Raw genomic sequence first — 15,089 nt, forward strand, 5'->3', positions numbered from 1 at the left:
TCGTTCACAACGCTAACGGTCAGGGCTCAGGCAAACCCCGCTCACGCATTTGCAGCCGCGTCGAGACAGCGCTACCTTAGTGCCTTGATTTTTGTTTGGCAAGCCGCCCTGATGACCGTCACTAAAAACGATAAGAATACCCGCACCACCGGTCGCCCTACGCTCAACGAAGTCGCACGCCTGGCCGGTGTCAGTCCTATCACCGCCTCCCGTGCCCTGCGCGGCGTCAGCACCGTTGCCGAAAGCCTGGTGGAAAAAGTCCGCCAGGCCGCCCGCGACCTGAACTACGTGGTCAACCCCGCCGCCCGCGCCCTGGCTTCGGCCCAGAGCCATTCGGTGGTGGTGCTGGTGCCGTCGTTGTCCAACCTGTTGTTCATCGACACCCTGGAAGCCATTCATCGTGTGCTCAGGCCCAAGGGCTTCGAAGTGGTCATCGGCAACTATCACTATTCCCGGGACGAAGAAGAAGACCTGCTGCGCAACTACATGGCCTATCAGCCACGCGGTCTGTTGCTGACCGGCTTCGACCGTACCGAAAGCGCCCGGCGCATGATCGAGGCCAGCAACATTCCCTGCGTGTACATGATGGAACTGGACCCCGGTGCGGGCCTTAACTGCGTCGGCTTTTCGCAACTCAAGGCCGGCGAGACGGCGGCCGAGCACTTGATCTCCCGGGGTCGCAAGCGCCTGGCCTATGTCGGCGCGCAACTGGACCAGCGCACGTTGCTGCGTGGCGAAGGTTTTCGCCGTGCTTTGCAGAAAGCCGGCCTGTACGACCCGGATCTGGAACTGCTGACCCCACGGCCATCCTCGGTGGGCCTGGGCGGCGAACTGTTCCTGCAGTTACTCGCCAGCCATCCGGACGTCGATGCAATCTTCTTCGGCAACGACGACCTGGCCCACGGCGCGCTGTTCGAAGCCCTGCGCTGTGGCATCAAGATTCCCGAACAGGTTGCAGTCCTGGGCTTCAACGATTTGCCCGCCTCGGCCCACATGGTGCCGCGCCTGAGCAGCATCAGCACGCCACGGGAAGCCATCGGCCAGCGCGCCGCCGAACAGATACTCACGTTGATGGCCGGCAACCGCATCGCTCAGCCGGTGGTGGACATGGGATTTGAACTCAAGGTTCGCGAAAGTACCTGAGCCCGACGGTCACGTGCGGTCGATCCATGCCGTCCGACGGCAAGGATTGGCCGCCATGATCGCCGGCAGATGCTACACAGGCCTTTGGATCCAGGGCTCGCGACGGCGGCATGGGATTTGCTCCTGCACATGGCTCAGCCATAACCGCAGGTATCCATCATGTTGGTCAGTGCACAACAGCAAGCGATGATTTTGCTGCCCAAGCGTCCGGGCGAGGATCCCACCGCAGAAGCCGCCAGCGGCCTGCAAAGCGCCGCGCTGCAGGCATTGCGCGATAACGTCCAGGCTCAGGCCAGCCAGGGCAGCACGCAGGTGCAGGCTTCGATCGCGCGACAAGCCACACAGCAGGTCAATGCCGCCACCGCCATCAGCGACAAGGTTGATGAAGCGTTTGCCAAGACCCGGGTTCAGTTGCAGACCGTTGCTTCATCAGCCTCCGATGAGGCCAAGGCACAGGGCAGCTCTGCTCTGGACGCATTCAAGGACTACATGAGCAAGACGCCTGAAGAGCGTCTGCGCGACAGCATTCTTGAAGAGATGGGCATCACCCAGGAAGAGTTCGAGGCGATGCCGCCCGAGAAGCAATTGGCGGTCAGTCAGGAGATTGCCCAGCGCATGCAGGACAAGACGGCGATGGCGCAGGTCGAGAAGGACCAGGAAAGTCGCACTTCCGGCAAAGACCCGGCTACGGACATGTTCCTCGCCTCGCTTTGATAGGCTGCTGGGGTCAGCGGGCCGATGGCCGGGATGCATCCCTGGCCCATCGCCCGCTGGCGTCGATTCAATGACCGAACAGATTCACCTTCTTGGCCTTTTTGTCGGCGCGCTTTTCATCGGCGGTCTTCGCCGGTTTTTTCTTTGCCGCTTTTTTTGAATCCATGCCTTTGGCCATGATACGTACTCCACTCATACGGGATGTGAAGTCAGGTATACACCTATCGCCGCAGACATGTTCTTTTATAATCACCCTCCCCTTCACCGCCCCTGACTTTGCCATGTCCCAGATCCACTACACGCGGCTCGATGAACCCTTGTGGCCGCTGATGAACAAGTTTTATCGCGCCCACCAATCTTCAATGAAAGCGGTGCGTGAAGCGCAGTTGTGGGTGGCGCGGCAGGATGAAATCATCGCGGCCCTGTGCTTGCGAGCGGTATCGGGTGGGCATTGGCTGACGGGGTTGTTTGTCGACCCGACGTATCGCATGCAGGGGATCGCGGCGCGCTTGATCGACGAAGCGGTGAAAGGCGTGGAAGGACCGGTCTGGTTGTTCTGCCACCCGGATTTGCGCGGTTTCTATGAGCGGCAGGGGTTCAGCTTCGACCCCGTGCTGCCTTATGCGATGGCCGAGCGCCTGAGTCGTTATGCACGCAGCAAGCCGATGATTGCGATGGGGATGGAACCTAAAACACAATCCTGAAGCGCATCACAATCCAATGTGGGAGCGAGCCTACTCGCGATAGCGGCGTGTCAGTCAACAGCTTCATAGCTGACTCACCGCTATCGCGAGCAGGCTCGCTCCCACAGAGGGTTTGCGTAGGCTAGTCGTCCACCGCAGGGTCCAGGTCCGGAAACATGACCTCGGTAAAGCCGAACTTACTGAAATCGGTGATGCGCGAGGGGTACAGCCGCCCGATCAGGTGGTCGCACTCATGCTGCACCACCCGCGCATGAAAGCCCGAGGCCGTGCGCACAATGGCTTCGCCTTTGGGGTCAAAGCCTTCGTAGCGAATGTGTTGATAGCGATCGACCGCACCGCGCAGGCCCGGCACCGACAAGCAGCCCTCGAACCCCTCCTCCATCAGTGGGCCCAACGGCGTAATCAGCGGGTTGATCAGGATCGTCTGGGGCACCGCCTCGGCGTCCGGGTAACGCTCGCTGTGCTCGAAGCCAAAGATCACCAGTTGCAGGTCGACACCGATCTGCGGCGCGGCCAGGCCGACGCCGCCCACACTTTCCATGGTCTGGAACATGTCGTCGATCAACTGCCACAACTCTGGGCTGTCGAACATTTCCGGCGGCACCGGCGGGGCAATACGCAGTAGGCGCTCGTCGCCCATTTTCAGGATTTCACGAATCATGGTCAGGTTTCGTCAGTGTGGGGGTGAGGAATGGAATGGTCACGGCCCAGGCCCGACACATGCTGTTTTTCGTGCTCGCCCGGGCTCTTTTCACCACGGTCCTTGCCCTCGGCGGACATGTGCTCGATCACCGCGTTCATCTCCGCACCGAGCAACAGCACCGCCGAAGAAATGTAGAAGTACAGCAACAGCACGATGATCGCGCCGATACTGCCATACATGGCGTTGTAGTTGGCGAAGGTCTTGACGTAAAACGCAAAGCCCAGGGACGCGATGATCCACACCACCACCGCCAGCACCGACCCCGGTGTAATAAAGCGAAACTCCTGTTTGACGTCAGGCATCACGTAATAGATCAACGCCACGGCCACCATCAGCAAAAACACGATCACCGGCCAGCGCACGATGGTCCAGAGTGTGACGATGAACTCCTCCAGCCCGACCTGGGCCGCGATCCAGCCCATCACCTGCGGCCCGAGCACCATCAGCGCCGCGGCGGCCAACAACATGCCGGCGATGCCGATGGTGTAGAAAATCGACAGCGGAAAGCGCTTCCAGATCGGACGGCCCTCTACCACATCGTAGGCGGCGTTCATCGCGCTCATCATCAATCGGACACCGGCCGAGGCAGTCCACAACGCAATGACGATACCCACTGACAACAACCCCCCCTTGGATTGCTGAAGCTGGTCGATCACCGGGTTGACCTGCTCCAGGGCCTGGGGCGGCAACACCAGTTCCGATTGCAGGCGCAGCCAGGAGAAGAAGTCCGGCAAATGCAGGAAACCGATCAGTGCGATCAGGAACAGAATGAAGGGGAACAGCGAAAACAGCATCTGGTAGGCCAATGCCGAGGCGTAGGTCGACATCTCGTCGTCGAGAAACTCAGTCACGGTACGCATCATCACACGATGCAAGGGTAAGCCTTTCAAGGCCGGGAACATCATGTGCGTCTCCTTTCGCCGCAAAAAAGGAAGGTCGCCTGGCGACTCTCGGGGTTGCTATCCAAGACAAAAGTAACCTGTTTGGCGACTTTGGAACAATTTCCCCGGTGCAAGTTCGAGCAGACATGACAACGGCCACCCGCGGATGGCCGTTCCAATCGGTTATTCAGCAGGCCGGTTATGCCTCGTCAACGCCTTTCTTGACTGCGTCCTTGGCCTTGCCCACGTTTTGCTGAACCTCACCTTTTTTCTCCTGGACCACGCCCTCAGCGCGCATGCGGTCATTGTCGGTGGCCTTGCCGACGCCTTGCTTGATGTTGCCGACGGCTTCGTTGGCAACGCCCTTCACTTTATCGCTCGTGCTACCCATGATGTCTCTCCTGTGAACAACTGTACGAAAAGTCATTACATAAGGGTTGACCGAGGCCGTTTGCGGGGAGTTTCATTTTTTCAGCAGCGCATTTCATCGTCAGATGCAGGTTGCGCTTTATGTTTGCCGATCCACCCCCGAGAATGCCCCACGTATTCAGGCTGCGACCTGAAGCTCCAATCTCGTAGGAACGTTATGAAACTCGATAAAAAGCAGGCCATCGCCCGCAGAAACCAGGAACTGGGCGGCGCCGTACTGGGCGTCAATAACTGCCACTTCAGCGAATTGAACCGCAACCGCAACATCTTCTGGTTCGATATCCCGGTGGCACGCCTGGCCATCGGTCAGTACGAATGGATTCACCTGCTGCTGCACACGCCGGCCACCGATGAGCTGCTGCACCTGAAGGTGCCGACCGTGTTCCTGCGCGAAAAAATGGAAGGCCTGGAAGTGCGCAACCAGGGCAAGCGCAAGGCGGCCCTGAGCCTGGAGCTGAGCGCCGACAAGGATTCGTACCTGCAGGACATGCGCCCGGGTGGCACTAACCTGGATTTTGCGCAGTTTCGGTTGTAACGCTCTACACAGGTGGGTGGCGCAGAGGCGCTATTGTGGCGAGGGAGCTTGCTCCCGCTGGACGCGTAGCGGCCCCTTGCAGTGGATCAGTTGGATCGGAGGGGCTGCTGCGCAGCCCAGCGGGAGCAAGCTCCCTCGCCACAACAGCTGCCACGCCCCAGAATTGCCGCGTAATAAAAAGCCCCGCACTGGCGGGGCTTTTTATTGGCAGCGGTTTTACTTCTTCAGACCCAACTTCTTCAGTTCTTCATCACGCAACTCGCGTCGCAGGATCTTGCCCACGTTGGTGGTCGGCAGCGCGTCGCGGAATTCCACCGCCTTGGGCACTTTGTAGCCCGTGACGTTGGCGCGCATGTGTTCCATCACCTGCTCTTTGGTCAGCGTGACACCCGGGCGGGGCACAATGAAAATCTTGATTGCCTCGCCGGATTTTTCGTCCGGTACACCGATGGCCGCGCACTGCAGGACGCCCGGCAGGGTCGCCAGCACGTCTTCCAGCTCGTTGGGGTATACGTTGAAACCGGAGATCAGGATCATGTCTTTCTTGCGATCGACGATGCGCATGTAGCCGTCCGGCTGGATCAGCGCGATATCGCCGGTCTTGAGCCAGCCTTCGCTGTCGAGGATCTCGTCGGTGGCGTCCTGGCGCTGCCAGTAGCCCTTCATGACCTGTGGACCTTTCACACACAGTTCACCGATTTCGCCCAATGGCAGTTCTTCGCCGGCGTCATTGATAATCTTGCACAGCGTCGACGGCACCGGAATGCCGATGGTGCCAATCTGGATTTTCTGGATCGGATTGACCGTGGCGACCGGACTGGTTTCGGTCATGCCGTAACCTTCGCAGATCGGGCAGCCGGTAACCTCTTTCCAGCGCTCGGCCGCCGCCAGTTGCAGGGCCATGCCACCGGACAACGTCACCTTCATTGCCGAGAAATCCAGGTTGCGGAAGGCTTCGTTGTTGCACAGGGCCACGAACAACGTGTTGAGGCCGACAAAACCGCTGAACTTCCACTTCGACAGTTCCTTGACCATCGCCGGGAGGTCGCGCGGGTTGCTGATCAGGATATTGTGGTTGCCGATCAGCATCATCGCCATGCAATGGAAGGTGAAAGCGTAGATGTGATACAGCGGCAGAGGCGTGATCAGGACCTCGCAACCTTCGTTGAGGTTGGACCCCATCAGCGCCTTGCACTGCAACATGTTCGCCACCAGGTTGCGATGGGTCAGCATCGCGCCCTTGGCCACGCCAGTGGTGCCGCCGGTGTACTGCAACACGGCCACGTCGTCACTGGTGGGGTTGGCTTCGGTCACTGGCTGGCCGTGGCCCTTGCTCAGCACATCGTTGAACTTGATGGCCTTGGGCAAGTGATAAGCGGGGACCATCTTCTTGACGTACTTGATCACGCTGTTGATCAGCAGACGCTTGAGTGGCGGCAGCAGATCGGCAACTTCGGTGACGATCACATGCTTGACGCCCGTCTTGGGCACCACAGCCTCGGCCAGGTGCGCCATGTTCGCCAGGCACACCAGCGCCTTGGCGCCGGAGTCGTTGAACTGGTGTTCCATTTCCCGCGCGGTGTACAGCGGGTTGGTGTTGACCACGATCAGGCCGGCGCGAATCGCACCGAACACGGCAACCGGGTACTGGAGAACGTTGGGCAGTTGCACGGCGATTCGATCGCCAGGCTGCAAGTCGGTATGCTGTTGCAGATACGCAGCAAAGGCACCGGACAATTCATACAGTTCCCCGTAGGTAATTGTCTTGCCCAGGTTGCTGAATGCCGGCTTGTCGGCGAAGCGTTGGCAGGACTGCTTCAACACCGCCTGAATATTCGGATACTCGTCTGGATTGATGTCGGCAGCAATCCCAGCTGGGTACTTATCCTTCCAAAAGTCTTCGATCATGGAAGCCCACTCCTCAGCAACGCGAATTCTCACCGCATTTGATGCGATTATTATTGGTGTGTGTTTATTGGTGAATCTGGCCTAATTCAACGCCGAGAAGTCACAAAAGCGCGCCGAGAGTAGCAGCTTTGCCAAGGGTCGCCTAGAGCCAAAAGTGGCCCCTACAGTCATAAATATGACTCAAGAATATTCAGTGGTCATTTTTAGAGTAAAAATACTAGGCACTGGTTAATCACTGCGAATACATAAAAACCGTGGGAGCGAGCCTGCTCGCGATGGCGGCGCCTCAGTCGACATCTCTGTCACTGATACACCGCCATCGCGAGCAGGCTCGCTCCCACAGGGTTTATTCCAAAGGATGGCTGGCCTCAGGCGATATCCCGCAACTCCCGCCGCAATATCTTGCCCACTGGCGTCATCGGCAACGACTCTCGCAGCACGATGTGCTTGGGTATCTTGTAGCCGGTGAAGTTCTCCTTGCAGTAAGCCTTGAGCTCTTCAAGGCTGACGCCCGTCTCGCGTGGCACCACGAACAGTTTCACCGCCTCCCCCGAACGTTCGTCCGGCACACCGATCACCGCGCAGTTGGCAACTTTCGGATGGGCCATCACCACGTCTTCGATTTCGTTGGGGTATACGTTGAAACCCGAGACGATGATCATGTCTTTCTTGCGATCGACGATGCGCACGAAACCGTCCGGGTCGATCACCGCGATGTCACCGGATTTGAACCAGCCTTCGCTGTCCAGCACCTCGGCGGTGGCTTCGGGTTTGTTCCAGTAGCCTTTCATGATTTGCGGGCCCTTGATGCACAACTCACCGCGCTCACCCAATGGCTGTTCGGCGCCGTCGTCGCTGACCACTTTCATGAGCGTGCCCGGCACCGGCAGCCCCACCGTGCCCAGCCGGGACTTGGTGCCGTAGGGGTTGGTGCAGGCCACCGGCGAGGTTTCGGTCAGGCCATAGCCTTCGGTGATCCGGCAGCCGGTGAGCTGTTCCCAACGCTCGGCGGTGGCCTTGACCAGCGCAGTGCCACCGGAGTTGGTGAGCTTGAGGCTGGAGAAATCCAGGGTCTTGAAATCCGGATGGTCCATCAGCGCCACGAACAGCGTGTTGAGCCCCAGCAGCGCCGAAAAACGCCAATTCTTCAGCTCCTTGATAAAGCCACCGATGTCCCGCGGGTTGGTGATCAGCACGTTGTGGTTGCCGGTGACCATCATGCACATGCAATTCGCCGTGAAGGCATAGATGTGGTACAGCGGCAGCGGCGCGATCATCACCTCCTGGCCTTCGCGCAGCAACGGCTGGCCGTCGTCGCCGAACTGGCCCAGGCATGCCCGGGCCTGCTGCATGTTCGCTACCAGGTTGCCATGGGTCAGCATCGCTCCCTTGGCAAGGCCGGTGGTGCCGCCGGTGTATTGCAGCACCGCGATGTCCTCGAGGCTGACTTTCAGCGGTTTGATGCCATGGCCCCGCCCCAGGCGCAACGTGCTCTTGAAGGAAACGGCCTGGGGCAGCGAATAGTCAGGGACCATCTTCTTGACCTTGCTCACCAGCGTATTGACCAGCCAGCCCTTGGCAGTGGGCATCAGGTCGCCCATCTTCGCCTCGATGAGATACTGCAGATCGGTGTCAGGCAGCACCTCCTGGACTTTCTGTCCGAACAGGTTCATGTACACCAGTGCCCGGGCGCCGGAGTCCTTGAACTGGTGGCGCATTTCCCGCGGGGTATACAACGGGTTGGTGTTGACCACGATCAGCCCGGCGCGCAAGGCACCGAACACGGCGATGGGGTATTGCAGGACATTGGGCATCTGCACCGCGATACGATCGCCAGGCGCCAGGTCGGTATGGGCTTGCAGGTAGCCGGCGAAGGCAGCGCTGTAGCGCTCGAGTTCGGCATAGGTCAGGGTAACCCCCATGTTGCTGAACGCCGGACGGTCGGCGAATTTCTTGCAGGAACGCTCGAACACCTCGATCACCGATTTGTAGGCCCCCACGTCAATGTCCAGGGGCACGCCGGCCGGGCGTTTGTCATTCCAGAAATCAGGCTGCATTGTTTTTATCCTCTTTACCTGAACGTGTCCGGGCCGCTTCTGTGGCTCTTGCACAGGCGGTGCTCTTGGGACACTAGCAGCTATGGCCAATCAGGCAAATATGGCAACCTGCTTCATAGATTGTGTGAATCTACCTGCCACGACGTAACGTAACGTGACTTGATCAGGCGAGACGCAACGGATGCGCTATACAATGCAGCGACGCTGTGTTTGCCCTTGTGTATGCCCGTGAGTAAAGGAATGACCATGATCCACCAAACGTTCATGCTCACCGCCACCGACCACACCCGCCTGTTCGTCAATCAGTGGCTGCCTGAAACCGCCCCTGAAGCGGTGATCATGCTGGCCCACGGCATGGCCGAACACAGCGGCCGCTACGCGCGTCTGGCCCGGGCGCTGTGCGATGCAGGCTACGGTGTCTACGCGCCGGACCTGCGCGGCCATGGCAAAACCGGCGAAGCAGCGATGCTCGGCCATTTTGCCGACGAGGATGGCTGGGCCAAGGTGGTCGGCGACCTGGCCAGCCTCAATCAACACATCGGCCAGCAACACCCCGATGTTCCCATTGTGTTGCTGGGTCACAGCATGGGCAGCTACATCGCCCAGGGTTACCTGTTACATCACAGCGCCAGTCTGCACGGGGCGATTCTCAGCGGTTCGAATTTCCAGCCCGTGGCGCTCTATCGTGCCGCGCGCCTGATCGCCTGTTTCGAGCGCATGCGCCAGGGCCCAAAGGGCCGCAGCGCCCTGATCGAGTGGCTGTCCTTCGGCAGTTTCAATAAGAAATTCAAACCCACGCGTACCCCCTTCGATTGGCTCAGCCGCGACCCGGCCGAGGTCGACAAGTACCGCCTCGACCCGCTGTGCGGCTTTCGTTGCACCAATCAGTTGTGGGTCGACCTGCTCGGCGGGTTGCAGCAGATCAGCAAAGCGTCCAATCTCGCCCAGATCGATCCGGGCCTGCCCCTGCTGGTGATCGGCGGTGAATGTGATCCGGTGAGTGAAGGCAAACGTCTCAAGGATCTGGCCGACGCCCTGCGCGGCGCCGGCAGCCAGCACTTGCAATTGACGATTTACCCGCAAGCCCGGCACGAACTGTTCAATGAAACCAACCGCGATGAAGTGACGGCCGACGTGCTGGCCTGGATTGCCCAGGCCCTGAGTCACAAGCGACCGCCACGCAGCGAATAGGTTTGCAGCGTTTTCCTTTACTCGTCACAGGATTTGATAGATGACCCAGGTTACCAACATCCCCTACGAAGCCCTCGAAGTCGGTCAGACCGCCAGCTACAGCAAGACCGTCGAAGAGCGCGACATTCAGCTGTTCGCCGCCATGTCGGGCGATCACAACCCGGTGCACCTGGATGCCGAATTCGCTGCGGCGAGCATGTTCAAGGAGCGCATCGCCCATGGCATGTTCAGCGGTGCGCTGATCAGCGCGGCGGTGGCCTGCGAGCTGCCTGGGCCGGGCACCATCTATATCGGCCAGCAGATGAGCTTCCAGAAGCCGGTGAAGATTGGCGACACCCTGACCGTGCGCTTGGAGATCCTTGAGAAACTGCCGAAATTTCGCGTACGCATTGCCACTCGCGTGTTCAATCAGCGCGACGAGCTGGTGGTGGACGGCGAAGCGGAAATCCTCGCGCCACGCAAGCAGCAGACCGTGACCTTGCCGACGCTGCCGGCGATCACCGTCGGCTGATTACCACTATCTAAAGTGAATGACCTGTGGCGAGGGGATTTATCCCCGCTGGGCTGCGAAGCAGCCCCCTGCACTCGGGCAGACACACCTCAGAGGTCTTGAGATATTGGGGCCGCTTCGCGCCCCAGCGGGGCGGTGCGACGTTTCGATAAATCCCCTCGCCACAAAGTTATTGCAAGTCTTCACGCACCTGCACGCTCGCCGTCATCCCCGCGCTCAGGTTTACCCCTTCAGGCACCTTGTCCAGCTTGATCCGCACCGGAATCCGCTGGGCCAGGCGCACCCAATTGAAGGTCGGCTCGACCTCCGCCAGCAACTGCGCGTCGGGATTGGTATTGCGGTCGGTAATGCCGCGGCTGATGCTTTCGACGTGGCCTTGCAGGGCATGACCGGCGCTCATCAACCAGACCTTGACCGGATCGCCCACGCGGATCCTGGGCAGTTTGGTTTCTTCGAAATAGGCCTGCACATAAAACGTTGAATCGTCGATCAGCGCCATGACCGGTTGCCCGGCATTCACGTAGTTGCCCTCGGCCAGGCGCAGGTTGGTGATATGGCCACCCCGTGGGGCCAGGACCTGGCTGCGGGCCAGGTTGAGTTCGGCGACCTTGGCCTCGGCCTGGGCCTCGCGCAGTTCGCCCCGGGCGATGCCGGCGTTGATCTGGGCGTTTTCCCGCAACTCGGCGCTGATAGCCTGGGGCCCCAGAGCGGCGCGTCGACTGGCTTCGTGTTCACGCAAACTCAGTTGCTGCTGCCGGGTCTGGACCACCGCCCGAGCTTTCTCCAGCGCGGCCTCGAAACGTTCGCGGTCGATGCTCAGCAATACATCGCCGGCCTTGACCTGCTGGTTATCCACCGCCTTGAGCTCGCGCACCCAACCTGACACGTCGGGGGCGATCACCACCACATCGGCGCGAATCCGCGCATCCCGGGTCCAGGGCGTGAGCATGTAGTACTGCCACAGATGAAACCCGGCGAAGATCGCCACGGCCACCACGCTCAGCGTGACGGCAACACGTACGGAAGTACGCATGTTCAACTCCTTATAGCGGTCCGAGGACCACGGTAATAACAGTCAGGACACAGACATACAGGGCGCAGTCGAACAAGGCTTCATGCCAGATCCAGCGCCCGGCCGGCACGAGGCTGAGCAACAGGCGAAGCCCACCGGTCACCAGCAAGGCCAGCACCACATAAATCAAGAACGGGCTGAGCAATACCCCGCCTATCGACCACTCACGCAAGCCCATGGCTCTGCTCCCGTTGTTCAGGTTCGTGCTGACGGCACCAGGCGCGCCAGCTGTTCTGCAATTGCACCACCGCACCCTGGGCCAGTTTCAGCGCATCGCCGGGCGGTTGCGTCGACAACACCTTCAGGAACTCGTCGCTCGCCGGGGCCAGTGCTTCGGCCTGATCAACTGCCGGACCGCGCTCAAGCACCTGCTCCAGCGCATCGAAGTAACGGCGCTGGGCCCGGTTGTCGGGCATTTGGGCGACGGCCAGACTCAAACGCAGGTGCAGCAACTCGTCACCCATGTCCAGGCCAAGCAATCCGTCATCCCAACGGCTACGCGCCGGCACCGGCAGTTCGGGATAATGCCGCGCCAGTTGCAACAGCCGATCAGCCATGCGTCCGCCGAACCAGCTCTCGGCGCCCCGCAGGCTACGGCGCGTCAGGCGAACCAGATCATCCAGCGTGGCGGCCAGCAGGCGCCGGCTATGCCAGGCCGGATCGCGCAGAATCAGCAGGTTGAATGCCAACACCGCCGCACCCACACCGATCATCATCGCTTGAGCATTGTTGAAGAACGCCGCCACGTCATATTTCATGGCATTGAGCGGCGATATCAGCACCACGAAATGCAGACAGAACGAGGTGGCCGTGGCGAAAATCTGCGGCTTGGCCATACCCAGCGCTCCCAGGAACAGCGGCACGCCCATGGCCATGCACAACATCGCAAAACTGCTCCACTGCGGCAGCAAAATCTCACCGATGACAAACGCCGTCGGCACCGCCAACAGAATTCCCCGAAGAAAACTCATGCCGATCTGCGCGCCGTTTTCGCGACTGGCGAACAGACTGCACACCACGCAGGTGAGCACCAGCGCGCCTGAGGCGGCGGGCCAGGCAGTCGCCAGCCAGAAACAGGCGACCGCCAGAAACGCCAGGGCGCTACGCGCACCAAAGACCATGGCCAGGGGCAGGTCACGATGGGGCGCCAGGGTGCGCGGCGGATCCACCGCCTCCCTGCCCTCTTGCACCGCCTTCAAGGCTGCGCAGGCAGCCAGGGCGGTATCGAGCAACAAGGCGAAGCGGGCCAGGCAATAACTTTGCGCCGGGCTGATCAGTGGATCGTGGGATGCATCCAGCACCCGTGGTCGCAAGGCTTGCAGGGTCGCGCTGTCGGCGTCGAGGGCTTGTTGCACCTCGCTCATCCACGGCTTAAGGGCCTCGGCTTCCTCAGGATCGAGTTGTTTCCATTGCCGCCGAACCGAGCGGGAGATGCGCAGCAGCATCAACAGTTTCTGGCTCAGAGCGCTGATGGCCCGAGCCCGTTGCCGACCCAGGCTGCCTTCGAACCAGGCGTGTTCACGCTGGGCGTCCACGGCGACGATCTTGCCGAGGATTTCCAGCAGCCCTTTACGGGCCTGGGCATCGCCCGTCAGGGTGGCACGGGCCGCCTGCATGCCGCTCTGCCAGGCGACACGGGCCTGATCGGCCAATTGCCGCTCGACCCGCAACGGCCAGAGCAACGCGCTGGCCGCCGTGGCGCAGACAATGCCCAGACTGATCTCCGTACAGCGCGCCACGGCCTGATCGAACACCCCCAGCGGATGGGAGATAGCCGGCAAGGCAATGATTGCCACTGTGTACCCGGCCAGCACGAACGAATAGGACCAGGCGCTGCGCAGCAGTGTGGAGCAAGCCGTGCACAAGCCCAGCCACACGGCCAGCGCCAGTAGGAACAACCAGGGTGCCTGAGCAAACAGCCCCATGAACACCACCGACATGACGGTGCCCACCAGTGTGCCGACCAATCGCGCCAAGCCTTTCTGCACCACCATCCCGGACAGCGGTTGCGCCACGATGATCGCGGTCATCAACGCCCATGAAGGCTGCTCCAAGCCCCAGCGCAAGGCCAGCCAAAGCGCCAAGCCGCCACCAAGCACGGTCTTGATGGCGAATTGCACAGCGAGGCGGTCGGGAGCGAACAGGGCCTGGAAAGTAATGGGCACGCGAAAAACTCTTATGGGGACGCAGTAACGATAGATGCAATAAAGGGTGATGGAGGGTGCAATTATTAGCTGGCTATCTATTTGAGTCCAGAGCCACCGTTACATGATCGGCATAAAAAAACGCCAGACAGGCTGGCGTTTTTTTGTACAGCGCGCTTGTTTAGCTGGCGCGCGCCTGGTTACGCAGGGCTTTTACCTGGTCATGGTTGCGCTGCACGCCATGGTACTGACGCTCAACCAGATCGCGAATACCAACCAGGTTGTGCTTGCTGATTTTCTCCATGGCTTCTTTGTAAGCCTTAAGGGCATGGTCTTCACCGCGCTCGGCTTCGTTGAGCACTGCTTCTTCGTCCTTGCCAGTGAACATGGATTTCACGTCCACCCAACGGCGATGCATATCACCGGCAACGCTGGTGGAAGTTTCCGGATCGCCACCCAGGGCCCGTACGGCGGCTTGCAGCTCAGCCGCGGCGGCAGCGCAGTCTGCGGCGCGCTGGACGAACAAATCCTTGAGTTGTGGATGCTTGATGTCTTCAGCGCAAGTCTTGAAACCTTCCTGACCATCTTTGCTGGTCTCGATCAGGTCGTTCAGGACGGAGATGGATTCTTTGTTGATGTCGGTCATTTTTCAATTCCTTTGCTTGGTGAATAAAAAACCTACAAGGAATATTGCATCGGTCGTGCCAGCCGCAATCACAAATAAAAACATTAAAAATCAATAAGTTAATCAATCGCTCGATAACTGTATCCGTGTTCTTTGCATGATCTGTCATTTGGCCTGCATGCAGAATGCCTGTATTTTCCAGGCTGACTGAATCAAGACCCCTACCATGAACCCGGAAAAGCTCGAACTGCTGGTGACACGCCAGATGCCCTTCGGCAAATACAAAGGCCGAATCCTGGCCGACCTGCCCGGGCAATACCTGAACTGGTTCGCTCGCGAGGGTTTTCCTCACGGGGAACTGGGCGGTTTGCTGGCGCTGATGCAGGAGATCGACCACAACGGTCTGTCGGATCTGCTTGACCCCCTGCGTGCCAAACACGGCAAACCCAAGCCCCAACATTGATTGAGCCTC

The 15,089-nt window shown here is 59.9% G+C and carries 16 protein-coding genes; 7 read left to right on the top strand and 9 right to left on the bottom strand.

The window, feature by feature from the left end; translation table 11 throughout:
- The first annotated feature begins 111 nt into the window (after positions 1-111).
- The 3 genes from MKS85_RS23090 to MKS85_RS23100 all read left to right on the top strand — a co-directional run bounded on the left by MKS85_RS23090 (position 112) and on the right by MKS85_RS23100 (position 2,561).
- Positions 112-1,143, top strand: coding sequence for a LacI family DNA-binding transcriptional regulator (locus tag MKS85_RS23090; RefSeq protein WP_139050967.1), 1,032 nt, complete (start codon positions 112-114; stop codon positions 1,141-1,143).
- A gap of 159 nt (positions 1,144-1,302) precedes the next feature.
- A complete protein-coding gene (locus MKS85_RS23095; RefSeq protein WP_188252323.1) occupies positions 1,303-1,857 on the top strand; it encodes a hypothetical protein in 555 nt (184 codons plus the stop codon).
- A gap of 281 nt (positions 1,858-2,138) precedes the next feature.
- Entirely contained in the window at positions 2,139-2,561 is a 423-nt protein-coding gene (locus tag MKS85_RS23100) for a GNAT family N-acetyltransferase (protein WP_107321630.1), read from the top strand.
- Positions 2,562-2,682: 121 nt separating this feature from the next.
- On the opposite strand, the gene def is transcribed toward MKS85_RS23100, so the two are convergent.
- The 3 genes from def to MKS85_RS23115 all read right to left on the bottom strand — a co-directional run bounded on the left by def (position 2,683) and on the right by MKS85_RS23115 (position 4,536).
- Positions 2,683-3,222 (bottom strand): peptide deformylase, encoded by a 540-nt coding sequence (def, locus tag MKS85_RS23105; protein WP_139050970.1) that lies wholly within the window; start codon positions 3,220-3,222, stop codon positions 2,683-2,685.
- Between the two features lie 2 nt (positions 3,223-3,224).
- Positions 3,225-4,169: a YihY/virulence factor BrkB family protein gene (locus MKS85_RS23110; RefSeq protein WP_047228343.1), complete on the bottom strand. Its 945-nt coding sequence runs from the start codon at positions 4,167-4,169 to the stop codon at positions 3,225-3,227.
- A 175-nt stretch (positions 4,170-4,344) separates the two neighbouring features.
- The gene (locus MKS85_RS23115; protein ID WP_047228344.1) at positions 4,345-4,536 is read right to left on the bottom strand and encodes a CsbD family protein; all 192 of its coding nucleotides are present in this window, start codon (positions 4,534-4,536) and stop codon (positions 4,345-4,347) included.
- A 195-nt stretch (positions 4,537-4,731) separates the two neighbouring features.
- Here MKS85_RS23115 and MKS85_RS23120 point away from each other — a divergent pair, with 195 nt between their 5' ends.
- Entirely contained in the window at positions 4,732-5,109 is a 378-nt protein-coding gene (locus MKS85_RS23120; protein WP_030139341.1) for a hypothetical protein, read from the top strand.
- A 216-nt stretch (positions 5,110-5,325) separates the two neighbouring features.
- Here MKS85_RS23120 and fadD1 read toward each other — a convergent pair whose 3' ends face one another.
- Together fadD1 and fadD2 are read right to left on the bottom strand one after the other, a co-directional pair.
- The gene (fadD1, locus tag MKS85_RS23125; protein WP_076386040.1) at positions 5,326-7,017 is read right to left on the bottom strand and encodes a long-chain-fatty-acid--CoA ligase FadD1; all 1,692 of its coding nucleotides are present in this window, start codon (positions 7,015-7,017) and stop codon (positions 5,326-5,328) included.
- 368 nt (positions 7,018-7,385) lie between these two features.
- Positions 7,386-9,074 (bottom strand): long-chain-fatty-acid--CoA ligase FadD2, encoded by a 1,689-nt coding sequence (gene fadD2 / locus MKS85_RS23130; protein ID WP_047228346.1) that lies wholly within the window; start codon positions 9,072-9,074, stop codon positions 7,386-7,388.
- Positions 9,075-9,320: 246 nt separating this feature from the next.
- Here fadD2 and MKS85_RS23135 point away from each other — a divergent pair, with 246 nt between their 5' ends.
- The gene (locus MKS85_RS23135) at positions 9,321-10,265 is read left to right on the top strand and encodes an alpha/beta hydrolase (protein WP_188252322.1); all 945 of its coding nucleotides are present in this window, start codon (positions 9,321-9,323) and stop codon (positions 10,263-10,265) included.
- Positions 10,266-10,305: 40 nt separating this feature from the next.
- Positions 10,306-10,776 carry a MaoC family dehydratase gene (locus MKS85_RS23140; protein ID WP_003184579.1) on the top strand — a complete coding sequence of 157 codons (471 nt, stop codon included), beginning with the start codon at positions 10,306-10,308 and terminating at the stop codon, positions 10,774-10,776.
- Positions 10,777-10,945: 169 nt separating this feature from the next.
- Here MKS85_RS23140 and MKS85_RS23145 read toward each other — a convergent pair whose 3' ends face one another.
- The 4 genes from MKS85_RS23145 to MKS85_RS23160 all read right to left on the bottom strand — a co-directional run bounded on the left by MKS85_RS23145 (position 10,946) and on the right by MKS85_RS23160 (position 14,638).
- Entirely contained in the window at positions 10,946-11,809 is an 864-nt protein-coding gene (locus tag MKS85_RS23145; protein ID WP_047228348.1) for an HlyD family secretion protein, read from the bottom strand.
- Positions 11,810-11,819: 10 nt separating this feature from the next.
- The gene (locus MKS85_RS23150) at positions 11,820-12,026 is read right to left on the bottom strand and encodes a DUF1656 domain-containing protein (protein WP_047228349.1); all 207 of its coding nucleotides are present in this window, start codon (positions 12,024-12,026) and stop codon (positions 11,820-11,822) included.
- Complete coding sequence (locus tag MKS85_RS23155; protein WP_188252321.1) at positions 12,013-14,013, bottom strand: FUSC family protein; 2,001 nt, start codon at positions 14,011-14,013, stop codon at positions 12,013-12,015. The genes MKS85_RS23150 and MKS85_RS23155 overlap by 14 nt, the downstream gene beginning before the upstream one ends.
- Before the next feature lie 160 nt (positions 14,014-14,173).
- Positions 14,174-14,638 carry a PA2169 family four-helix-bundle protein gene (locus tag MKS85_RS23160; RefSeq protein WP_047228351.1) on the bottom strand — a complete coding sequence of 155 codons (465 nt, stop codon included), beginning with the start codon at positions 14,636-14,638 and terminating at the stop codon, positions 14,174-14,176.
- A 205-nt stretch (positions 14,639-14,843) separates the two neighbouring features.
- Here MKS85_RS23160 and MKS85_RS23165 point away from each other — a divergent pair, with 205 nt between their 5' ends.
- On the top strand, positions 14,844-15,080 hold the full coding sequence (locus tag MKS85_RS23165; protein ID WP_047228352.1) for a DUF3820 family protein: 237 nt from the start codon (positions 14,844-14,846) through the stop codon (positions 15,078-15,080).
- The last annotated feature ends 9 nt before the right edge of the window (positions 15,081-15,089 follow it).

The sequence above is a fragment of the Pseudomonas sp. JL2 genome (genome assembly GCF_031570495.1).
Lineage (GTDB): Bacteria > Pseudomonadota > Gammaproteobacteria > Pseudomonadales > Pseudomonadaceae > Aquipseudomonas > Aquipseudomonas rhizophila.